The following is a 21797-nucleotide window of genomic DNA, read 5'->3' on the forward strand; positions in this document are numbered from 1 at the left end:
GCGGATTACTGCGAAGTATGCTTCGCAATGCTGACTGAGTCCTGGAAGCGTGAGCTCGGCTTTTCGCCGGATTGCTGATTGCGATCTACCTCATAATTCTGGGTCGTATGCAGCAGACGCGGTCGGAAAACGACCATCAGCAGCATCGGCAGATACCAGAGCAGATAGACACTTCCTTGCTGCGGATACCAGAGCAGGGTGGCAATGATGATCGCCGTCGTGTGTGACATCAAATGTCCCAGGTTTTTACGGCGGGGCCAGATTGTCAGACAGGTGATCAAAAGCACAAAAATCACAAATACAGGGATGCGATATGCAGAATCATACGTGCTCCAGAAGCCCGGCATATGCTGGCCTCCTTCAAACTTCAGCACGGACCAGTTGATCGAACCAATCGTCTGCTGCGTGAAAGAGAAACGATCAACTGATGTCAGAATCAGGCTGCCCAGCAGGACCACAGCTACCAGAGTTCCGGAAAGTACAAATCGCTTGAGCCCGTTTTTCCAGTAGAAACTGGCCCAGAGAGGCAGCAGGAAGACAGGGAAGAACATCGCCCCACAGGCCAGACCCATGAAAATTCCAGACAAAATCGGCTTCTGATACGTCACAAATGCCCAGACCAGCAGCGCCGCTGGCAACACATGGTTGGCTTTACTGACGTCATAAGCGGTACAGGGTAGCAGTAGATAAAGCAGGGCCATCGCGAGCCCCACCTGTGTGTCTGCAAAATGGACCTTCCCCATGATAATCAGTCCCACAACCACAAATGCGTGTGCCAGAATCGCCATGATTCGGGCAGCCAGAGTCGCGTGATCCAGGGTCCCGGTAACGACTGCATTGGAGAAGGGAACCACTGGAGCAGCCAGCAGTCGCGCGGTAGGACCAGCTTCAGCAGGTTGCGTTTCCGCTGTATTACCGGCATCCTGCATACTCAACAGACTGTCAGCCTGTTTAACTGTCTGGATCGTATCTGGCGCCGGATTTTCCGTGAACACACGCACGACAAAAAACGCAAAGATTGAGACACAGAGAAATGCCATTCCAAAGCTGTTCAGGTTCTGTTCGCCGCGAGGACGCCTCTGAAAGAAACAGTCGATACTCATCCGGATTACGAACAGTCCCGTACCGACAAACAGCCAGAAATTACCCACTACCGGGTAGTCACCCAGGAATAAGAGACCAGGCGAAATCAAGAGCAACAGAATCAGGTCCAGATTGCGCAGCGAAAAAATCCGGTCAAATCGGAAAAAGACCGCCAGCGTCAGCAACAGGGAAAGATAAAACCATGTTGCTTCACTCACATAATAATCAGGTAAGATGTGATTCATACAAGAATACCGCCAGTGACCTGAAATAAAATCACCAGTCGTCAGGGCTTAAGTTTTGAACAGGTCCCCTTGTTCAGCTTAAACCAATGCACTCCGACTCAGCCAGATCACGATTGACCCAGACCTGACTGGGGAGCAGATTTGGCTTTATTGTTCACAGAATTTATATTTTAACCAGCCGATAATTCCATTTTTCTCAAGATCGCACCGATTTTACCCGGAAGCATATCCGCATGTTCACACAAACAGGGGATAGATCAGACGGAATTGAACTGAAAACACTGCTTTTCAATCGATTCAGTCTCCAAATCGAATGGAAGAACTCAGATAAAAACATCAGATTATTCAGGATTCTCTTTGAATATCTGTTTTTTACAGACATGATAAAGCCTTCAGACAGCCTCCCCGAAACTGATCTGAGACGACAACTTGTTTCCCCGGAAATCCATTCCTGATCAATGGAGATTTCAGATGAAGAAATACTGGACTTCAAGTTTCCTGTTCCTCTTTCTGACGTTGATCGGAGTACCGTCTCCCACCTTTTCGAATGAACCCGCAGTCAGCGGGCAGGGTAGTTCATCATTCCTGGAAACCTTTCTCCCCAGATTGAACACGAAACAGGGTATCTGCGTTGTACTGGGACCGCTCCCGAATCAACAGGAATCGGAGCTCAATCGACTGATTGAGCAAACTCAATTTCAGATCTATTTCCAGTCTTCTGATGCAGCGCAACTGGCTGAAGTCCGCAAGCTGGCAGATCAACGGGGTTGTCTGGGAAGTCGCCTGTTTGCAGATGCAGGAACAAATAATGCAATTGCCCTTGCCAGTAATCTGGCCGATGTCGTCCTGGTACCAGTCCCCCTTAAGAATGATCAGACTCGTGCAGAAATTCTCCGGGTCCTGCGTCCACAGGGAACCGCTTATCATTCTGAGGGAGAACTCACCAAACCGATTCCAACCGGCAACGATGACTGGACTCATCCCTATCATCGTCCCGACAACAATCCTCAATCAGAAGATCAGAATGCGCGGGCTCCCTACCGTACTCAGTTTCTGGCCGATCCTAAATTTTCCCCCATGCCCGAAGTTTCGGTCGCAGCAGGGGGGAAAGTATTCAAAGCGTTCGGACATATCGCACACAAACAGAATCAGAATGCCATTCTGAATACTTTAATGTGTATCAATGCCTTTAACGGCACGATCCTCTGGAAACGTCCACTCCCTGAGGGCTTTATGATTCACCGTAACACGATGATTGGCACCCCCGATGCACTTTACATAGCCGATGATAAGTCCTGCAAAATCATTGACAGTGAAACCGGCAAGATCAGAGACGAAATCGTGATCGATCAGAAGTTCTCTGATGGACCGGTCTGGAAATGGATGGGCATGCAGGATGGCGTGCTGTATGCACTGGTCGGAAATAAAGAAGTCAAAGTCGATACCCAGAAATCTGCACGGCGTGGACTGGGGCACTGGCCCTGGGACATGTGGAAGGGCCATGATTATTCCGATCCGAAAAATGCATTCGGCTTCGGCAGAACCTTCGTGGCGATCGATCTCAGCAACAAACAGATCCTCTGGCACTTCAAAGACCAGGACTATATCGACAGCCGGGGAGTCTGTATGAAAAACGGACGCATTTTCTACTACTGCCCAGATAAATTCCTGGCATGCCTGGAAACCAAAAAGGGCAAACAAATGTGGAAAAACAACGATCCCAAGCTTCTGGCTTCTATCGGATCCAACCAGCGCGCTCAACACTATGTAACTGGATACGCTACCACCACCTATCTGAAATGCAGCGATGATTACTTGTTTTTTGCTGGTCCACAACGGCTGCATCTGGTATCCGCCTCTGCAGCCGATGGTTACCTGATGTGGGAAAAAGAACATGGAAATCTGCAACTGGTGCTCAGAAAGGATGGTATCTATGCAGCCGGCCCTAAAGAGACAGGAATGAAGCTGGACTACGCAACGGGTGACGTCCTCGCGGCACTCCCCACCCGCCGGGCCTGTACCCGGGCGACCGGTAGCGTCGACAGTATCTTTTTCCGCACCAGAGGCGGCACTGTCCGACTGGAAACGGCGACCGATTCAGCGCAACATATCGCTCCAATGCGGCCTCCCTGTCAGGATGGCGTGATCGTCTCGAACGGACTACTCTACTGGGGCCCCTGGATGTGTGGTTGCGAACTTTCGCTGTATGGTCACATCTGTCTGGGCCCGGAACAGAATTCATCTACTCCCGCCGCAGATACTCCCCCGCGCCTTACCCGATACACGGATCAGTTGGAAACAGTTGAACCACTTTCAGCGAGTGAACAGGACTGGACCGCTTTTCGTGGTGATGCCCGGCAATCTTCCAGCACCGAGGTCGATATCCCACCTAAAACAAAACAGGCATGGACCACGAAAGTTGTCAGTAACGCTCTCCCTACAGCCCCGGTTGTAGCAGGGGACATGATTTTTGTTGGAGACCGCAATGGAGCGATCTCTGCTTTCGACCTGGAGGGGAAACCGGTCTGGAAACGCTATACCGGCGGAGCGATCTACTATCCTCCCACAATCGCGCAGGACCGCCTGTTTGTGGGCTCAGCTGACGGACGCGTCTATGCGTATGCGGCCAGAACAGGCGAACCACTCTGGTCATTTCGTGTGGCTCCTACTGTCCGCTGGATCCCGGTATACGGTAAGCTGATCTCGACGTGGCCCGTTTCCGGTGGAGTCGTCGTCCACGATAACACCGTGTACGCAGCAGCGGGTATCGCTCACTTTGACGGCACACACCTGGTTGCCCTGGATCCTGTCTCTGGAGAACTCAAGCGTGAAAACAATACCTCGGGAGTTCTGTCCCCCACGGTCAACAGTGGCATCAGCCTGCAGGGAAGTCTATATATAGCTGACGATGAACTCCGTTTCCTGGCCGGAGGCGTTTATGAGCTTGCACGTTATGACCTCAAAACCCTTAAGTGCCTCAACACGCCGCGTTCCGAGGTCACCTCTCAATACCGTACCGCCTTTTATCCCTACTATCCTGAATACGGCAAATATCTGTCGATTGAACATACCCTCGCCGACCGCAGGGAACTCGTGCATGATGCCAGTTACGAAGGCAGCGTGTTTACCAACCTGACGCTCAAGGAAGCGTTGCCTCCCGGAGCCCCGAAAGAGAAAAAAGAGGTCGCCCGCTGGTTGAGTATGCGGGCACGCAGAACGGGACAGGCAATCAAACGCAAAAACCTCTGGGAAGATCAGCAGCAGCGGCGTTTCACCAGTTTCATTGTGTCTCCCCAGACACTGCTGACAGCCGGACATCCCGATCAACAACCAGAGAAGCCGTTTCTCACCGCCATTGACATCGGAGAGGGAACCGATCTCTGGTCTCATCCGCTGCCAGCACTGGCTGTGAAAGGGGGGACCGCCATCGATTCCCAGGGCCGCATTTTCGTCACACTGGAGGACGGCCAGCTCTGTTGTTTCACTCCGGAATAAGCCTGCTCATAAAGTCTTCTACTGACTTTCGGTGCAGGAGAAAATCCGTTAGGGTAAGGTTGTCGAACGATCTGAATTAACCCGTAAAAGTGTATTCCCATGACAGCCACGTTCCAGCTTTTTCTACCGCAGCAATACTCAGAAACAATTCCAGTGCCCCCGGAAGGATCCGCACTGAAAGTTGGAGCCTTACCTCAGAATCAGACTTGTGATCTGTCAGCGGCAGACATCACCGGACTCTGTGAGCAGTCAGCAGCTGATTTTGTGGGATTTCTGGATTTTCCTATTTCAGACTCCGGCTTGCCGGATCCACTGGTATCGGGTCAACTGGAAACTCCGCAACACAGTCTGATCGTGTGCCCTTTGAACAGAGCGACGCTCTTTAGTCAGGCGTGGGACACACTGACACCCACTGCTGCAGCCCTGGCCTTGAATCCTCTGGAACATGCATTGGTCCTGTTCAGAAAAGCGGACTTACAGAACCTGCAGAATCTGACCGCCAACAGCCATCTGCTCTGGCAGGCATTCATTCAACTGATTCAGGCTGAAGCAGACTGCCAGATACTTGATGCCGTGATCGACGTCGACGACTATCATGGATTCCCCCGACATTTACCGGAGCTGGCTCCTCACGAACCCGGCTCGGAATGTGAGTGGCTTTATTCACTACTGCAGGCATATCAGCCAGAGAAGGATCTTCCCAAGATCAGCTCCCGCCCGGATGCTAAAGCCGTGAAAGCTGGCCTGCTTTGCATTCATGATTACCTCGAGGAAAGCCATCAATATTCGCAGTCGGTGCAGCATGATGGCAGACATCGTGCAGGTGACTACTGGCATCACATCATGCACCGCCGTGAGCCCGACTATTCAAACGCCAAATACTGGAGCAGGGCAGTCGGCCATCACCCGCTGCTCAATGCACTCCCGGACGTCATCGCCCCTTTATTTGCACAGTTTGAGGACGACCAGGTTTTAGACTGGCAAACCCCACTGGTGTCCAGTGGCAGATGGTCGCTGAACGCGTTCGTCGACTGCTGTGCAGAGTCAGCAGCCTCAGGGAATGCCTCCCTCGACACCTTTGCCAGGCAAAGTCAGTGGATCGAAATGCAGCTTTTACTCCAACGGACATCCCTTGATGCGACAACAGGTTAAGAACAGGGGATAATTTCCGCTACACGGAGGATCTCCGGAGTCGGTTACGACCCGCAGGATTCTCATTTTGAATACGGAATAGAAATTCAGCAGAAATGAGCCCTTAAATTCTGTTGACAGCCGCGTTTGGGCGGTTATGATTTAATTACTTACCGCTCAATCCTCCTGCGACTCTCCTGCGGGCAAACCGAGTGGATATCCATCACTGGGATTTCCTTCGAGATATCGTTTCGCAGGGCCATCATGCAGGAATTAGATTTCCTCCTGATCTCTCCCTGCTGTCAGCAGAGCATACCCGATTGGAACATCCCGACTATGCTGGTGTTCATTTTCGGTGAAGCTTCCATCTGTTACCATTTCACTGAAAGAACCGGATTACAGAGATTCACGGAATCGTCTACCTCGACCGATTCATAGAAGTTAACGGGACCGTTAGTATGTTTGGCTTTCCTGGCTGGATTGAAGTCGTCATTATTCTGGGAATTGTTCTCCTGCTGTTTGGCAAACGTCTGCCCGGCGTGATGAATTCCCTCGGTAGAAGCATTGTCGAATTCAAAAAAGGAGCGAAGGAAGGGGAGGAATCCGATGACGATTCCTCAAAGATCTCTTCGCAGGATTCCTCCAAAGACAGCTAATCAGGCTGACGAACCGCGACTGCGCGAATCAGAGGTTGAATTCAGTTTCCAATCGCCACAAGGTGCACAGTGCTTTCCAATTTGCGGAACACCTTCTTCACCTTCATGATAATTGAGAGGTTAAAACATGTTCCAGACCATCACACACATCAATGCCGTCCCCGCCTTTCTGGGTATGCCTGGCGGTTATGAAATGATTATTGTCGGCATTATTGCCCTGCTGCTGTTTGGTAAACGATTGCCAGAAGTCGCACGCAGCCTGGGCAAGGGGATTGTCGAATTTAAAAAGGGAGTGAGTGGTATCGAGGACGAAGTCAATCAGGCTTCTTACTCACATTCTCAGCCTGAAACGCCACGCCCCAAACCGGAAGAACGTTCGGAAGAATTCACTGCTCCGAAATTCGAAGTTCCCAGTTCCGAACCCAAAGAAGAAAAATCAGAGCAGGCTTAGTAAGAAGGCTTTCTGCTCAGAACTTCCACATCCACGATCCGACCTGACGGCTTCGTCAGGTCGACTACGATCGGCTGAGGTGTCACTTGTTGAGAGATGTTGCCGGCAGCATCTCTCGCAACAACCTGCAGATAAAATTTGGAAGGATTCCCGGGGCGAACCGACCAGGTAAACCGCCCCTGGTCTTCCTGCCACTCTACAATCGGCTCCCACGGACCACTTGGCTGGGTCGAGTAATTGATGGCGATTGGCTTTTCTGCAGGGTTAGGCTCGCTGATATTCCAGGAAATCGTGACTTTATTCGCTTCCCCTCCCACTCCCTGAACCACTGGGTCCAGTTGAATCACCGGAGCCTGACGATCTACCACAACAACCACATCAGGCTTTTCGCCTGACTTGGGCAGAGCATCGGCCAACCCGGCACCACTGCGAACCCGCAGGGTAAATCCGTAAATTCCATCGTTGGGAACTTCAACCTGGAAGGGACTCTTTTTATCGGGGTCTTCACCGTATTTATACCATTTCTGGCCATTGTCTTCTGTAATATAAAGCTCGACAGCTCCCACTCCCGAAGGTCCAACCTCATCGACCTGAAAACCGATCTGGAACTGAGTCCCGTTCAATACCTGTTTCCGATCAGCCGACCAGTTTTGAGCAGGCATCGGATACCGGTTTTTCGCATAGGCAGGCCGTTTTTCGGGATCGTCGGCAACATACTGTCCTTTGACCGAATCCTGGATGGGAGCTCCCGCTGGAGGAGCGGGATCAAATTGTCCCTCTCGGGGAAAGACCCCGGGCATCTGACGATTCGCCAGCGGAGTAGATGGTTCTAATGCACCAGGCTGTTCCGGCTGACCGGGTTGCTTCAGACTGGAATAGGGGGCCGGTGAACCCGGATCGTTCTGTGTTAAACTCTGTTCGGGACGAGCCCCCTGTGCGATCGGCTGATTGAAATCTGGCAGATCCTGCTTCGGCTTGGGTAATGTGCGGCTGGCTGCAGCCACGACGCGAATTTGTTTCTGGCTGCTCCCCACATTATTCGCCCGGTCTTTGATCATGCCTCGTACCGAGACAACGCCCCCCTGGGAAATTGACCAGGTCGTCTGACCTCGGCTGTTAGGGGCAACAATCACACGCTGCCAATCCTGGCTCCCATTCTGAGCATATTCCAGAACCAGTTTAGTGGGGTCCAGATATTTGTCCTCAGCGTTCCAGATCAGCTGAACTTTTCCCGGAGAAACCTGTTTCAGATCCAGATCGAGCTGGGGTGGGGTGGTATCGATGACCACACGCAGACCAGGTTCGAAAACGCGCCCCGAGGGGTGCAGTTGATTATTGGCATCAAGCGTCCGGACCGAGAACCAGTATTCCCCATCCTGGGTCGCCGTGAAAGGAAATTTCCGCGTCGAAGGAGATACCGATTGCTGATGATTCCAGCTGACTCCGCGATCGGTCGAGACATAGAGGCGAATCTCCCGGGCCCCCAGACGATCAATTTCTGCCTGATCGTAGTGGTAAGGAATCCGGAACTGTGTTTTACTGGTAAAGACAGGTGATGCCGTCGCTGCAGAAACAGAAGTTGCAGCGCCACTCCAGATACAGCAACTGATTACCAGTAGTGAAAATAGTCTCATGCCAATGCACCTCCATGGCTGGATGACAATAGAATCAGGCCATCCTGCCCTGGAGCCCCTCCTGCGATTATGGTAACTGACCCAACAGCCAAGACGTACGGGGATACTAGTGATGGATCAGATCCTGACATGACAAGCAGCCTGAAATGGGCCATACGCTCGCCTGGCGTCGCTTGAACCGTCAATTCAGGATTGACGGACCACTAGTAGACCGAATGCCGACTATCGGAAAATATCGTCCATTCGGATCTTACGACTTGAGACGATCTTTCGGGTTGAAACAGTCGTACCAGTACTGCTTCAACCCGTCAGACTTATATGACCAGACTGGCCAGTTATTTATAAAGCCTTGTTGAATCAGGCTTTGCGAAGCTCAGCAATTTTGGCCATGTATTCAGCGGTCAACTTCTGGATTCCCTCCAGATCGCCATCAGCGACCATCTGCTTCGTCACCAGCGAACTGCCCAGACCGACGGCACAGGCACCTGCTTTCATATAGGCAGGCAGCGTTTCCAGATCGACTCCGCCTGTTGGCATGAGCGGGATCTGGGGCAGGGGACCGTGCAGGGCTTTGAGATATTCGGGCCCCCCCACAAAAGCGGGGAAGACCTTAATGATGTCCGCCCCAGATTCCCAGGCAGTGAGCACCTCGGTGGGTGTAAACGCGCCCGTCATGATCAGTTTATCATAACGGTTACAGAGCTCGATCACGTCTGGATTCACAGTCGGAGTCACAATAAATTCCGCCCCGGCCAGAATCGCAGCCCGCGCTGATTCCGGGTCGAGAACAGTCCCGGCCCCCAACAGGATCTTGTCGCCGATCTCACGTTTCACCTGAGCCAGAATATCCAGAACATTAGGGACGGTAAATGTGACTTCAATCACATCCAGGCCCCCAGCATAGATGGCTTTGGAAACATCAACCAGTAATTCACTGGAGGGAGCGCGAATAATCGCCACCGCACCACGATCCATAACCTGTGAGAAATCCGCGTGACGACTCATCTGCTGTTACCCCTGTTTCTCTGATATTTTGATCAAGCTGATAAGAATAGAATTCAGTTATTACGACTGAAAAGAGAACTGTTCGGCAAATTCCAGGATCCACAAGTCCATGAGATCCTGAAAAGACTGAATGTCAGCCTCTGCAATAAACTGATAATGTGAGCGGTTAAAGGTCTCTTTATTGCGAATGGTTGCTTTAGCAACCAGTTCAATAATATGTGTTTCTGTAAACGGTCTGACAATCATTTCCAGCCGACTGTACAGTGTCTGTGCCTTGCCACGTGACAGATTGACATCATCGCGGGTAATGCGGGATCCCCAGCCCTCTTCTCCCATGACTGTATTGAACTGAAAACCGGGGAAGTGATCGGCCAGTTTCTTCAGACAGTTATCAATGTGGTCAGTCAGTTCGAGTCGGTACTTCAGATGAAGATTACGAAACTCCTCCTCGGACATCTTCTTACCGACTTCCTGCCGGGTTTCTTCATCTTTGGCCGCACGCCCCTTATTGATTGCGTGCTTAAGACGCTTTTCAAAGTCCATTCATAATCCCTGAAATTCAAAACCGGTCGTTATAAGTCATAAATCAACATTCGCTGCCGAGCAGGTTGACTTCTATTATACGTAGTTACTGGCAGAAGAGATCATAAAAGTGATGAGTCTGGTATGCAATGCAAGGCACACCAGTGAGCCGGAGATCTTTGACGATTCGTTACTTCCCAAATAATTATTCTCGTTCAACTTAAGGTAATTTCGACAATGTAAGTCTTACCAGAACCTCTGAAGCTCTGAGCGTCCTCTCTTTTCTATTGTACCCAGTCCTAAACGTGGCCCGTTTCCCTTTCAGGCGTCTAGAAAACCCGATCACCCCTGTATTTAAAGCGGTTTACTCCAAAACGCCACAATTATGCGATTCACCACAGAACACCTGTTTTGATTTACCACCGTATTTTGCTCGACTTTGGCGCATGATATGCAAGTTCATTTAAACTACAGCCAAGGCACTCAGACTCAACAGGGCTTGCCTGAATTATGGTTCTTTCCAATAATGAAGAAAAGCTCAGCAGCGTTCAGATGGACTTCACGTTAAAAAGAACGCGATTGAGGTGACTGTCGCAGGTTTAAACTAGGAAAGGCAGAACGAGATTTCCTTCTGCTGATTTTAAAGTGACTCAGAATTATTTATTACAGGGAAATCAGGCGGCTAAGCAGAAGCTGTTTAAGGAACTCTTTGACGGACACGCCGTTGAGTGGGGCCTGGCAGTTTTACTAATCATTTTTTTGATTTGGGTAATAGTATGGATCGTAGGACGTTTTAGGGAAAATGAAGATCGTCATGTCGATGCGCGTGAATTACTGCTCCAGTTCGCAGAAATGCAACGAGAAGGTGACCTTACCGACGACGAATTCCGATCCATCAAAAAACGGCTTGTTGATTCATCCGATAACAATCCGGAACAAGAGAAGAAAGACGAGTTGTCCGATTCTCCAGATGTGAGTGACCAGCAACTACCCGGTTGAAGGTCAACTGTGCTTCATCGAGTTCCTGTTTGGAAACGACTGTATCACCCGATTGATTGCCTCTAATAATAATTATTTCTGATTCTAGATGAGGAACTCATTTCACAAGTTATACCTATCGAGTGATTTGCAGGGAGGCAGAATCAAAACTCACTGGACGTTGAACGCCATAATTTAGTTGACACCGTTGAAGGGAAGCTATGCCCACCGGACGAGATATCACCTCTGGAAAACGTAATTCTTCTGGTAAGAAAAATGCGAACTGCTCTTTCTGTAGAAAAAGTTATCGCGAAGTCGGCCCTCTGGTAGAGGGGCCCGACAATGCCTATATCTGTGGAGAATGTATAGAAGTCTGCCAGTCGATTCTGGAACAGGAACATCGTCGTCGTGGAACGACCAAGAAACTGTTCAAGAATGTTCCTACTCCCCGGGAAATTGTCACACACCTGAATGACTACGTCATCGGTCAGGAACGTGCCAAGAAAGTTATGGCGGTTGCTGTCCACAATCACTACAAGCGACTGATGCACGCCGAGGAAGCCAGTTCAGATGTTGAACTTGATAAATCGAACATCCTGCTGATCGGACCCACCGGTTCCGGTAAGACGCTGCTCGCTAAGAGTCTGGCTCGCTACCTGCAGGTACCTTTCGCCATCGGTGATGCGACAACCCTCACTGAAGCCGGCTACGTCGGCGAAGACGTCGAAAACCTGCTCCTCAAACTGCTACATGCCGCTGATTTCGATGTAGAAGCTGCCCAGCGCGGGATTCTGTTCATCGACGAGATCGATAAAATTGGCAAGACCAGCCAGAACGTTTCGATCACACGCGACGTTTCCGGAGAAGGGGTTCAGCAGGCACTGCTCAAGATGCTGGAAGGTACCGTTGCCAATGTGCCTCCGCAGGGAGGCCGTAAGCATCCTGAGCAACAGTACATCCAGCTTGATACCAGTAATATTCTGTTTATCTGCGGTGGTACTTTTGTGGGACTCGAAGACATTGTCGGCAAGCGACTCGGTCGCAAGACGATCGGCTTCGGGCAGTCACATCAGAAGAAAGATCAGGAGAAATCCAAGAACGACCTGCTGGCCCAGGCCTCAGTCGACGATGTACTTGAATTTGGCCTGATCCCCGAGCTGCTCGGACGACTCCCCGTTCTCTCCACGCTCAGTCAGCTGGAAGAAAAAGATCTGGTCCGCGTCCTGCAGGAACCAAAGAATTCACTGGTTCGCCAGTTTCAGAAGTTCTTCGAAATGGAGAACGCCGAACTGGAATTCACAGATGCAGCCCTGCACGAAATTGCCTGTATCGCCCAGAAAAAGAATACTGGAGCACGTGGTTTACGTAGCGTGATCGAACAGGCCATGTTCGACATCATGTACGAACTGCCCGAGCAGGAAGCCGGCAAGAAGTACGTCGTTACTCCGGAAATCATCCGGGGCACTGAACATCTTTTCCCCAAAGATGACTCAGCAGCCGCATAGACTTGCCCCTGGGCAGAATCTATAATGAACTTGAAATGAACAATTTCCCGCCGGAGCAGCTCTCCGGCGGGTTTTCTTATGTGTGGTCAACCGTTATGAAAATTCGTCTGAGCCTTCAAAATGGGTCGAAGAAACTGAAGTCGATGACACTCACGAAAACGACTTTGGTGGGCCGATCAGCCGATTGTGACTTAAAGCTCAAGTCCGATCTGGTGAGCCGTCATCACTGCAGGATCGTCCTGACTGAGTCCGTGGCACTGGTACATGACCTGGGTAGCTCCAACGGCACCTTTATCGATGGAAACAGAGTAACCCCTAAACGGGATACCAAGCTATTGCCGGGTTGCGTACTTTCCATTGCAGACGTCAGCTTTCGTATTGACTACGACCCGCAGGCCTTCGTGGACGTTGGCTCCACAATCAATCTCAAAAGCGTGGGGGAACTACTGCCGGAGCTTCCTTTTACCTCCGCTTCAGACGATGTGATCCCCGTCGAAGTGAATCTGCCGGAAAACCAGGCTAAATCATCCAGGAAAAAATCCAGCGAAACGGTGACCATCGACGAATACAATCCAGATGCGGAAACTTCGGAAAATAAAAAGACGATTCAATTTCCTGAAATAGAATTAACAGATAAGATGAGGCAGAGTTAAATTTTCATTGTCACCAGAGCAGGATCCGCAGATGTCAGACAACGATGTACAAGACCTCTTGAAATTAAGCAAACAGCTTCTGGACGCCATTGATCACAAAGACTGGAACACGTATACCAGCCTCTGCGATGAAGAGCTGACCTGTTTCGAACCGGAAGCCCGAGGGCATCTCGTAACCGGAATGGACTTTCATCGCTTCTACTTCGACATGAACCCGACAGGTCGACCGCGGCAGTCCACCATCAGTTCCCCCATGGTTTCCATCATGGGAGAAGTCGCTCTGGTCACCTACATCCGCGTGGTACAGTCGATTGACGAACATGGCCACGATCACAGTGCTGCCTGCGAAGAATCCCGCATCTGGCAGAAACAGGACGGAGAATGGCAGCACGTCCATTTTCATCGTTCCACTATCTGAAATACCAACCGCGCCAGGCCTGCCAGTCGAATCATGTTCGCTCAGGCCTGAACAACCATGATTGAGTTAGTATGACCAGCGAAACAGAACCCCGATCCCAAATCGTGATTCTCTGCGCCGACCTGATGTTTCAAAGTCAGATCACCGGTGCCGCCCGTCTAAACGGCTTCTCTTTTACCTGCGTCTTGAGTCTGGCTCAGGCAATGGGAGAGCTGACAAACGAGCTTCCGCAACTGCTGATCATTGATTTAAATCAGCCGAAAATTGACTGGGAACTACTGACCCGGACGATGCAGCAATATCCGCAATTAACCAGCATCGCATATGGACCACACGTCGATACAGAAACACTTCAGCAGGCCAGAGATGCAGGCTGCGACCAGGTGCTGCCGCGGAGCCAGTTCTCTGCGAACCTCCCGCGATTACTGCAGACAGCACTCTCGACAGACGATTAGCTCAGACCAAACTTTTTCAGCAGGCCCTGGTAGGCTTTTTCGCCATCTTCCAGCGCAACAACGGCACTGATCCGGGTTTCACTGGTGTTAATCATCTGAATGTTGATCTCCGCTTCCGCCAGGGCGCTGAACATTGACTGCCCGACTCCCGTATGGCTGCGAAGTCCAATCCCAACCACTGACAATTTAGCAATCTCAGCCTCATGGCTCAGTTCGGCTTCCCCCCACTCCGAGAGCAGCGGCTCGACCAGTTTCAGGCTTTTCTCCAGCGAAGTGCGCGGCACGGTGAACGAAAGATGTGCCTGTTCTTCTTCGCCCATGTTTTGCACAATCATGTCCACGGAAACACCGCCTTCTGCGACGACGGAAAACAGACGTGAGCAAATGCCCGGATTGTCCGGCAGATTTCTGACAGTGACTCGGGACTGGGTCTGATCCAACAGAACTTCGCTGACCACGATGTCTTCCATATGGGAGAGTTGATCGACGATCTCCTGCTCCAGTTCTGCTGTTTTCTGCTGAGACTCGTCAGGCTGTCCCTCTCCGGCCTGAATCTGATTTGATGCAAAATCGTAGCTGGTCAAACGGTCCAACTCAAAACCATTGTGGATCACGCGGACTGCTTCATCGCATTGATCCCGGTCGACGAGTACCGTCACCTTGATTTCGCTGGTAGTAATCATACCCACATTGATATCAGCGTCTGCCAGGATCGAGAACATCCGACTGGCAACACCGTAATTGTTCCGCATGCCACTGCCGACGATGGAAACCTTGGACAGATTGGTTCCATGCTGAATCTTGCCGGCACCGATATCTTCAATTGCCTCGCCAGCTGCGGTCAACGTCTCGGCAAGATCAGACTGAGGTACGGTAAAGGATACCCGTGCCAGGCCCCCCGTTCCCACATCCTGAACGATCATATCCAGGGTAATTTTACGCTCTGCCATCCGGGCAAAAATACTGCTCATGATACCCGGCTCGTCCGGAATATCGGTCAGGCTCACCCGAACCTCATCCCTCACAAAGGCCACTCCGGTCACGACCGGAGCCGCATCCAACGCCTGTGCCGCGATCAGGGTGCCTTCACCATCCGAAAAAGAGGGACGTACCTTCAGGGGAACTCTGTATTTTTTGGCAAATTCAATAGAACGCGAATGCATCACACCCGCTCCCAGGCTGGCCAATTCCAGCATTTCATCGTAAGAGATGCTGGCCATCTGATGGGCCTCGGGAACCACACGGGGATCGGTGGTGAAGACCCCTTCCACGTCGGTATAAATCTCGCACATGTCGGCTTCGAGAACAGCTGCCAGCGCGGTCGCCGTTGTATCACTTCCCCCACGTCCCAGGGTGGTAATATTCCAGTCTTTGTCCCGCCCCTGAAAGCCGGCAGCAATGACGATCTTGCCTTCATTCAAAGCCGCTTTCATCCGCTCAGTCGAGATTGAGATGATACGAGCTTTCGTATGCGAGGAATCAGTCACTACACCGATCTGAGAACCAGTCAGACTGATCGCCTCGACGCCCAGTTTATGAATCGCCATCGCCATCAATGCCACTGATTCCTGCTCACCGGTAGAGAGCAACATGTCCATTTCGCGGGGAGTCGGATGATCGGTGATTTCAGCAGCCAGGCCGACCAGTTCATCCGTTTTTTTGCCGCGGGCGCTGACAACCATCACGACCTGGTGCCCCGCCTGATGCATGGCAGTCGCGCGACGGGCTGCAGCCTGAATCTTACTGGTATCAGCGACACTCGTTCCACCGAACTTCTGGACTATGAGCGACACGTCTCGTCTCCAATTTCTAAACTTCTGATGCAAAAGAACTTGAGTAGTGTAATCTCGACTGGCAGAACAATATGGCTCCATTCCTGCTGCCCAAGTGCTAGAAAGGTAACAAATCCCCTCTGATTCGTGAATCAACAGGCTGGGGGGATTCCGTAAAACCTGGAAAAGCCCTGAAAACTGACAGGTTCTGCCAGCACAGGTACCTCTGTAACCGGATATCAGTACCTGAACCCCCTGAAAATGGTATATTGTACACCACCTCAATGAGAAATCAGAGCCATGATTTCAACTGCCACCTTCCGGGAAGCCTCGGGTAGAGCCAGCTTCTTCATGGCCTCAGACAATGAATTCCGTTTCGTAGAATCATGCAATAGTTCGACTACTGCGGTCTGTAGGTTGCGCGCGGTCTCTTCGGCATGAGTCATCTGCTCTACCAGCACCGCAGCTCCTTCTGCTTCATAGAATTGAGCATTAATCAGTTGATGATCGCCGATCGAATTTGGATAGGGAATCAATACCGTCGGACACCCCGTGCAGGCCAGCTCTGCCAGAGTCGTGGCTCCCGCCCGCGAAATCACGAGATCGGCCTTTGAATACCATTCCGCCAGATCATCAATAAAGGGTTCAACGGTTACGCGCAATTCGGAATCGTGTTCCTGCAGCTTCTGATATTCCTGCACCGCGTGCTTCCAGTCCGTCTCTCCTGTCTGATGCACGACATGCAGTCTGTGAGGCAGGGCATCTCGCCCCTGTTCTAACAAAGCGAGTACCGCCTGATTCACCGCTCGTGCCCCCTGGCTGCCACCCAGAACCAGCAACAACATCTCTGATGGTTCGCTCTCTTGGGTGGTCTCAAGATGCATCATCTGCTCACGCACTGGATTACCAGTAAAGGCAATCATGGGTCTTCCTGAGCGGGGCTCAGGAAGACGGGTTTCAGCAAAAGAAGTACAGATTACGTTGGCGCGAGAGAATAGAAACCTGTTGGATCGACCGGGAATGATGTTCTGCTCTAACAATACAATCGGAATATTAAGCCAGCTGGCTGCCAGAATCACAGGCACACTGGCAAACCCGCCCAGTCCAATCACCGCAGCCGGTCGTTCCGCCCGCAAAATCCGCCGCGCCTGCAGACAGGCACGTCCGTTATTCCAGAAGAATCTCCAGGGAGCGCTTTTCAACTCGTTACTGGGAGAAGAAGCCAGTCCGAGATGCTGATATCCCGAACGTTCAATAATCTGTTGCTCGACTGGTCGATTGGAACCAATAAAAGTAATCGAAAAGTCGTCCATTGAGGCGAGTTGTTCTGCTACCGCAATTCCGGGAAGCAGATGACCGCCAGTGCCACCGCCGGCAAAAATAAGAGATCGTTTCTTAAGACGGGATTCGGTCATCATCGTGGACGCTACCGGACAAGGATTTCAAACTGAGATCAGACAGCTCAGCATAGAATATGTCATAGGAAAATCCCAGTCACTCTTTTTCCAGCTCTTCATCCTCACACTCTTCATCCTCGCACTCTTCATCTTCGCACTCTTCATCCTCGCACTCTTCATCTGCAAGGTCCTCATCGACCGGAAGAGAGCCTGCAGACTGATCAATGGTAGCCTCAGGATCATCTGACTGATCCAGGGCAGGGTCGATCTGCAGATCTTCGTCTGTTCCCGCGCGTGTTAAGCTGACAATAATCCCCAACGAGAGCAGACTGACCATCAGATTCGTCCCGCCATAACTAATCAGAGGGTGCGAAATCCCCTTGGGAGGAACCATAGCTGTCACGACGGCCACATTGATAATTGCCTGCAACACCAGCTGCAGCAAAAGTGTAAAACCAGCAACGTAGGCGAAGGACTTCTGATTCTGGGAACGCAGAATATTGAATCCGGCCAGGAACAACCCGATCCACAGGCCTGCAATTCCCAGTGTACCAATCAATCCCAGCTCTTCACCGGCAACAGAAAAGACAAAGTCAGTATTCGCCTCAGGAAGAAAGCTTAGCTTTTGCGCACCTTTCCCCAGACCGGAACCACTGATACCGCCCGCCCCCAAAGCCATGAGCGACTGTTTCAGCTGGTAAGGCGCCGATTGCCAGTTGGTCCAGGTATCTACAAAACCGGTGATACGCTTCAACTGATAAGGCCGCAATGCCACCAGCATTCCGACTGCAGGAATCGCGCATAACAGACCTATTATAAAATTACGAAGAGGCCAGCCACCGAGGAACAGAGCCAGCGACACACCTCCCACAAGAAACAGCGAGGTTCCCAGGTCAGGCTGCTTCAGCACTAGTGGTATCACCAGGAGCAGGGGAACAAGCAGTGGAATTGTCCCTTTCCACCAGTGGTTTAAAAACCTCCGACGCTGGACCATCAACCGTACAGTCAACAATGGCAAAGCGATCTTTGCCAGCTCGGAGGGCTGCAATGAAATAGGGCCTAATCTCAGCCAGCGCTGGGCACCATTGACCCGCGTCCCGATTCCCGGAATGAGTACCAGCACCAGCAATGCCACGGTTCCCCAGAAGAGCAGGGGGGCACGCTGGTACCAGAATCGGGCTGGCAGCATGGAGGCAATTGAGGAAACCACAACTGCCAGAGCCAGAAAGGTCAGGTGCCGGGACAGGTAAACCTGCTCAAACTCGGTTGGCCAGGACGTGATACTGGCACTATGTACCATCAACACCCCGATTCCCAACAGCGCGCAAGCCATCGAGATGAACAGACTGCGATCATGATCAGGCTGAGTTTGCGGCAGGAGTGAGGTAGGTTTCATATTCCGATCTCGAAAATGACACAGAGTGACATCTCTGAAATCGTCTCTTTTTAGGGCACCTCACCAAAGGTAACCCCATAACCAGACCATGATTTAGAAACATTGCCGCCCGACATGAATCAGCTGACAAAACCGTGATAACAGGCCAGGGAATCGCTGTCCCCACTTCGCGAACCGCTAAAATCGATAGATCAATCAGTGCTTTTCAGGTTTATCCGAATTGAACCAACTCGATAGTAGATCAGGTTGCAATTTTCAGACTGGCAACAGCAATAATCGCCAGCAGGGCGGAACAGATCCAGAAGCGAACCACAATCTTCATTTCATGTTCGCCCTTGAAAAGGAAATGATTATGCAGAGGACTACAGGCCAGAATGCGGTTCCCGGTTCGCTTATACCAGAACACCTGCAGCATCACACTCAGTGTCTCGACAACAAAAACGCCGCCGGCAATCACTAGTAAAGCTTCCTGTCGAATGACCAGCGCTGCAAATCCGAGCAACGCTCCCAGAGGCAGGGAACCAGTATCTCCCATGAAAACCTGGGCTGGATAACAGTTGAACCAGAGAAATCCTAGCACCGCCCCTACGGCTGCCCCCAGCAGAATACTTAATTCACCCGCCCCGGGAATGTAGGGAATCTGCAGATACTCTGCCATCACTTTGTGTCCCGCCAGGTACGTCAGGCCGGCGAAAGCAGATCCGGCAAACACCATACACCCACTGGCCAGTCCATCCAGCCCATCAGTCAGGTTGACAGCATTGGAACTGCCCGTCATGACCAGCATCGCCCAGGGAACGAACAGAATTCCAAGCGGAAACACCAGACGAGTGACCGGCATGATCAGATCCAGGCCCGCTGGAACCGTCGAATGACTATGATACAAGGCAGCCCCAATCAATGCAGAAAAGATTAATTGCACAATCAGTTTCTGCCGTGGCTTCAGACCATTCTGCTTGGTACTCAGCTTCACCCAGTCATCGTAAGCTCCCAGCAGCGCAAATCCCGACGCCGTCAACAGGCCAAGTTGCACATAGCCGCTGGAAAGATCCGCCCAGAGCAGACCGGAGATCAAAATTGCCCCCACGATAAAAATGCCCCCCATGGTCGGGGTTGCATTCTTGGAAGCATGAATTTCATTGAGTTTTTCCGAGGCGCTGTCGATTCGTTCCCGAAAACGTTTTTCCAGCCAGCGAATCGCAAACGGGCCGAGTAGAATCGCGATCAGAAATGAAGACAGGCTGGCCAGCGCAATGCGTGCAGTCAGAAACACACGCGAATCGCCCGTGGAGAGCACTTCCAGTTTTTCCAGCAGGGGAGAAAAATGATTCAACAACCAAATGATCATGCAGTGTTTTTCTCGCCCGGATTCAGGGTCTCATTCATTTTTTTACCAGGTCCTGTAAAGAGACCGGGCGCCGAGACCCCAATCTCGACGCCCGGAAATGATTTCACCATGATACAGCATTGGAGTGATCGACCCAATTAATCACAATTTCCGGTGCTGATTTGTCCGCCGAAGCGAACGCGCTCTGGATTCCCGCAAACCCTAAGCACATGGCAAAATCATTGAGTTAGACACATGAAATATTTTTTTCTCCCTGAGTGGACTGCACTGAAACCTGCTGCTTGAGATATTCCAACAGCCGCTCCATCCGCATACCACGGGAACCTTTGACTAATACAACATCTCCCGGCTCTAGACCGGAAAATACATCCGCTTGAATCTCTTCGACATCTGCCCCTTGCACGATACATCCAGCAGGGAACTGTTCTTCGAGTGCTCCTGCCGCAACGGATGCCGCCTGGGCACCACATACATACAATCGATCGATTGTGGAACAGGCGACCTTTTTTCCAATTTCGCGATGATAACCGGGCGAGTCTGGCCCCAACTCCAGCATATCGCCCATTACCAGAATCCGCTTTCCGGGAGTTGGCCACTCGCTCAACAGCTCACATGCCGCTCGCATCGAAACCGGACTGGAATTGTATGCGTCATCCACCACGGTCCAGTCTCCAACCAGTTCGACATGACAGCGACCGCGAACTGGTTCATACTCCCGCAGGCTGTCTGATAATTCCTGATTTGACAGTCCCAGCACTTTACCAACGGCAATCGCGATCAGAGCAGGGTAGACAAAATGACTGCCCATGACCGGGATAACAAAACTTGTTCCATCGACCTGGAAGGTCAGGCCATTTTCTTCCTGACGAACCGCCACGGCTCGCAAATCATTGCCTTCTCCCAAACCAATCCGGAATGAGGGAGCAGGGCTGCGAGAGACCAGAAAGTCCGCATAGGCATCGTCACCATTGACAATTGCCAGTCCCGAAACAGGAAGTTGCTCAAACAGTTCTGCCTTCGCTTCAGCCGTTCGCTGGAGTGTTCCAAAATGTTCCAGATGCGAAGGCCCAATTCCAGTTATGACACCGATCTCAGGACTCACCACTTCTGCCAGACTACGAATCTCACCCGCCTGTGAAGCCCCCAGTTCCAGTACCGCGAACTGATGCACAGACTCAAGCTGAGCAATACTCAGGGGGACACCAAACTCGTTGTTATAGTTAGCAGGACTCTGCACCCCCTTCAGATAAGGAGCCAGGGCTGTGTAAATCATATTGCGGGTGGTTGTCTTGCCAACACTTCCCGTAACTCCGATGACAGTTGCAGACTGCTGCCGGCGATACCAGTAAGCAAACCGTGTGAGTGCCTGATTCACATCATCCACGAACAAGAGTTGTGCCGAGTCGTTTTCAGAGACGAGCTGCTGTTTCACAACACAGGCACTTGCCCCTCGTTCTAATGCCTGCTTTACAAACTCGTGACCATCAAGGCGCTGCCCCTGAATTGCAAAGAACAGATCCCCCGGTTGGACCGTGCGTGAATCAATTGAAATCCCGCTGACACCAGTTGTACCGGCAGCGGAATCGAAGTTATTCGATCTGCTGAGAAGCACCTTGCTAAGTGTTGCGAGAGATAGATGATTCATAACTGTCT

At 51.4% G+C, this 21797-nt stretch carries 18 protein-coding genes; 9 read left to right on the forward strand and 9 right to left on the reverse strand.

Features of this window, described 5'->3' with window-relative positions; genetic code table 11:
- Positions 1-5 precede the first annotated feature (5 nt).
- Entirely contained in the window at positions 6-1328 is a 1323-nt protein-coding gene (locus RID21_RS01640) for a glycosyltransferase family protein (RefSeq protein WP_350186884.1), read from the reverse strand.
- A 471-nt stretch (positions 1329-1799) separates the two neighbouring features.
- On the opposite strand from RID21_RS01640, the gene RID21_RS01645 reads away from it, so the two are divergent.
- From RID21_RS01645 to RID21_RS01660, 4 genes are all read left to right on the forward strand, one after another.
- Positions 1800-4823 (forward strand): outer membrane protein assembly factor BamB family protein, encoded by a 3024-nt coding sequence (locus tag RID21_RS01645; RefSeq protein WP_350186885.1) that lies wholly within the window; start codon positions 1800-1802, stop codon positions 4821-4823.
- A 99-nt stretch (positions 4824-4922) separates the two neighbouring features.
- The gene (locus RID21_RS01650) at positions 4923-5975 is read left to right on the forward strand and encodes a hypothetical protein (protein ID WP_350186886.1); all 1053 of its coding nucleotides are present in this window, start codon (positions 4923-4925) and stop codon (positions 5973-5975) included.
- A 437-nt stretch (positions 5976-6412) separates the two neighbouring features.
- The gene (locus tag RID21_RS01655; RefSeq protein WP_145040179.1) at positions 6413-6610 is read left to right on the forward strand and encodes a Sec-independent protein translocase subunit TatA/TatB; all 198 of its coding nucleotides are present in this window, start codon (positions 6413-6415) and stop codon (positions 6608-6610) included.
- Between the two features lie 127 nt (positions 6611-6737).
- Positions 6738-7061, forward strand: a complete 324-nt coding sequence (locus RID21_RS01660) for a Sec-independent protein translocase subunit TatA/TatB (RefSeq protein ID WP_187782269.1) — start codon at positions 6738-6740, stop codon at positions 7059-7061.
- Here the strand turns inward: RID21_RS01660 and RID21_RS01665 are convergent.
- From RID21_RS01665 to RID21_RS01675, 3 genes are all read right to left on the reverse strand, one after another.
- Complete coding sequence (locus RID21_RS01665) at positions 7058-8695, reverse strand: fibronectin type III domain-containing protein (RefSeq protein WP_350186887.1); 1638 nt, start codon at positions 8693-8695, stop codon at positions 7058-7060. The genes RID21_RS01660 and RID21_RS01665 overlap by 4 nt on opposite strands.
- A 357-nt stretch (positions 8696-9052) precedes the next feature.
- Positions 9053-9700: a bifunctional 4-hydroxy-2-oxoglutarate aldolase/2-dehydro-3-deoxy-phosphogluconate aldolase gene (locus RID21_RS01670; RefSeq protein ID WP_145183959.1), complete on the reverse strand. Its 648-nt coding sequence runs from the start codon at positions 9698-9700 to the stop codon at positions 9053-9055.
- A gap of 60 nt (positions 9701-9760) precedes the next feature.
- Complete coding sequence (locus RID21_RS01675; protein ID WP_145040173.1) at positions 9761-10243, reverse strand: hypothetical protein; 483 nt, start codon at positions 10241-10243, stop codon at positions 9761-9763.
- 624 nt (positions 10244-10867) lie between these two features.
- Here RID21_RS01675 and RID21_RS01680 point away from each other — a divergent pair.
- The 5 genes from RID21_RS01680 to RID21_RS01700 all read left to right on the forward strand — a co-directional run bounded on the left by RID21_RS01680 (position 10868) and on the right by RID21_RS01700 (position 14231).
- Positions 10868-11221, forward strand: coding sequence for a hypothetical protein (locus RID21_RS01680; protein WP_350186888.1), 354 nt, complete (start codon positions 10868-10870; stop codon positions 11219-11221).
- A gap of 200 nt (positions 11222-11421) precedes the next feature.
- Positions 11422-12705 carry an ATP-dependent Clp protease ATP-binding subunit ClpX gene (clpX, locus tag RID21_RS01685; protein ID WP_350186889.1) on the forward strand — a complete coding sequence of 428 codons (1284 nt, stop codon included), beginning with the start codon at positions 11422-11424 and terminating at the stop codon, positions 12703-12705.
- Between the two features lie 35 nt (positions 12706-12740).
- Positions 12741-13358, forward strand: coding sequence for an FHA domain-containing protein (locus RID21_RS01690; protein ID WP_350186890.1), 618 nt, complete (start codon positions 12741-12743; stop codon positions 13356-13358).
- Between the two features lie 31 nt (positions 13359-13389).
- Positions 13390-13776, forward strand: a complete 387-nt coding sequence (locus tag RID21_RS01695) for a DUF4440 domain-containing protein (RefSeq protein WP_350186891.1) — start codon at positions 13390-13392, stop codon at positions 13774-13776.
- Positions 13777-13847: 71 nt separating this feature from the next.
- Entirely contained in the window at positions 13848-14231 is a 384-nt protein-coding gene (locus tag RID21_RS01700) for a response regulator (RefSeq protein WP_350186892.1), read from the forward strand.
- Here the strand turns inward: RID21_RS01700 and RID21_RS01705 are convergent.
- The 5 genes from RID21_RS01705 to RID21_RS01725 form a co-directional block, all read right to left on the reverse strand.
- Positions 14228-16024, reverse strand: a complete 1797-nt coding sequence (locus tag RID21_RS01705) for an aspartate kinase (protein WP_350186893.1) — start codon at positions 16022-16024, stop codon at positions 14228-14230. The two genes, RID21_RS01700 and RID21_RS01705, sit on opposite strands and share 4 nt — an antisense overlap.
- Positions 16025-16284: 260 nt before the next feature.
- Positions 16285-17421, reverse strand: coding sequence for an undecaprenyldiphospho-muramoylpentapeptide beta-N-acetylglucosaminyltransferase (murG, locus tag RID21_RS01710; RefSeq protein ID WP_350186894.1), 1137 nt, complete (start codon positions 17419-17421; stop codon positions 16285-16287).
- Between the two features lie 76 nt (positions 17422-17497).
- On the reverse strand, positions 17498-18796 hold the full coding sequence (gene ftsW / locus RID21_RS01715; protein ID WP_350186895.1) for a putative lipid II flippase FtsW: 1299 nt from the start codon (positions 18794-18796) through the stop codon (positions 17498-17500).
- A 241-nt stretch (positions 18797-19037) separates the two neighbouring features.
- The gene (mraY, locus tag RID21_RS01720) at positions 19038-20144 is read right to left on the reverse strand and encodes a phospho-N-acetylmuramoyl-pentapeptide-transferase (protein ID WP_145183929.1); all 1107 of its coding nucleotides are present in this window, start codon (positions 20142-20144) and stop codon (positions 19038-19040) included.
- Positions 20145-20370: 226 nt separating this feature from the next.
- Positions 20371-21789, reverse strand: coding sequence for a UDP-N-acetylmuramoyl-tripeptide--D-alanyl-D-alanine ligase (locus RID21_RS01725; protein WP_350186896.1), 1419 nt, complete (start codon positions 21787-21789; stop codon positions 20371-20373).
- Between the last annotated feature and the right edge of the window lie 8 nt (positions 21790-21797).

The sequence above is a fragment of the Gimesia sp. genome, from assembly GCF_040219335.1.
Lineage (GTDB): Bacteria > Planctomycetota > Planctomycetia > Planctomycetales > Planctomycetaceae > Gimesia.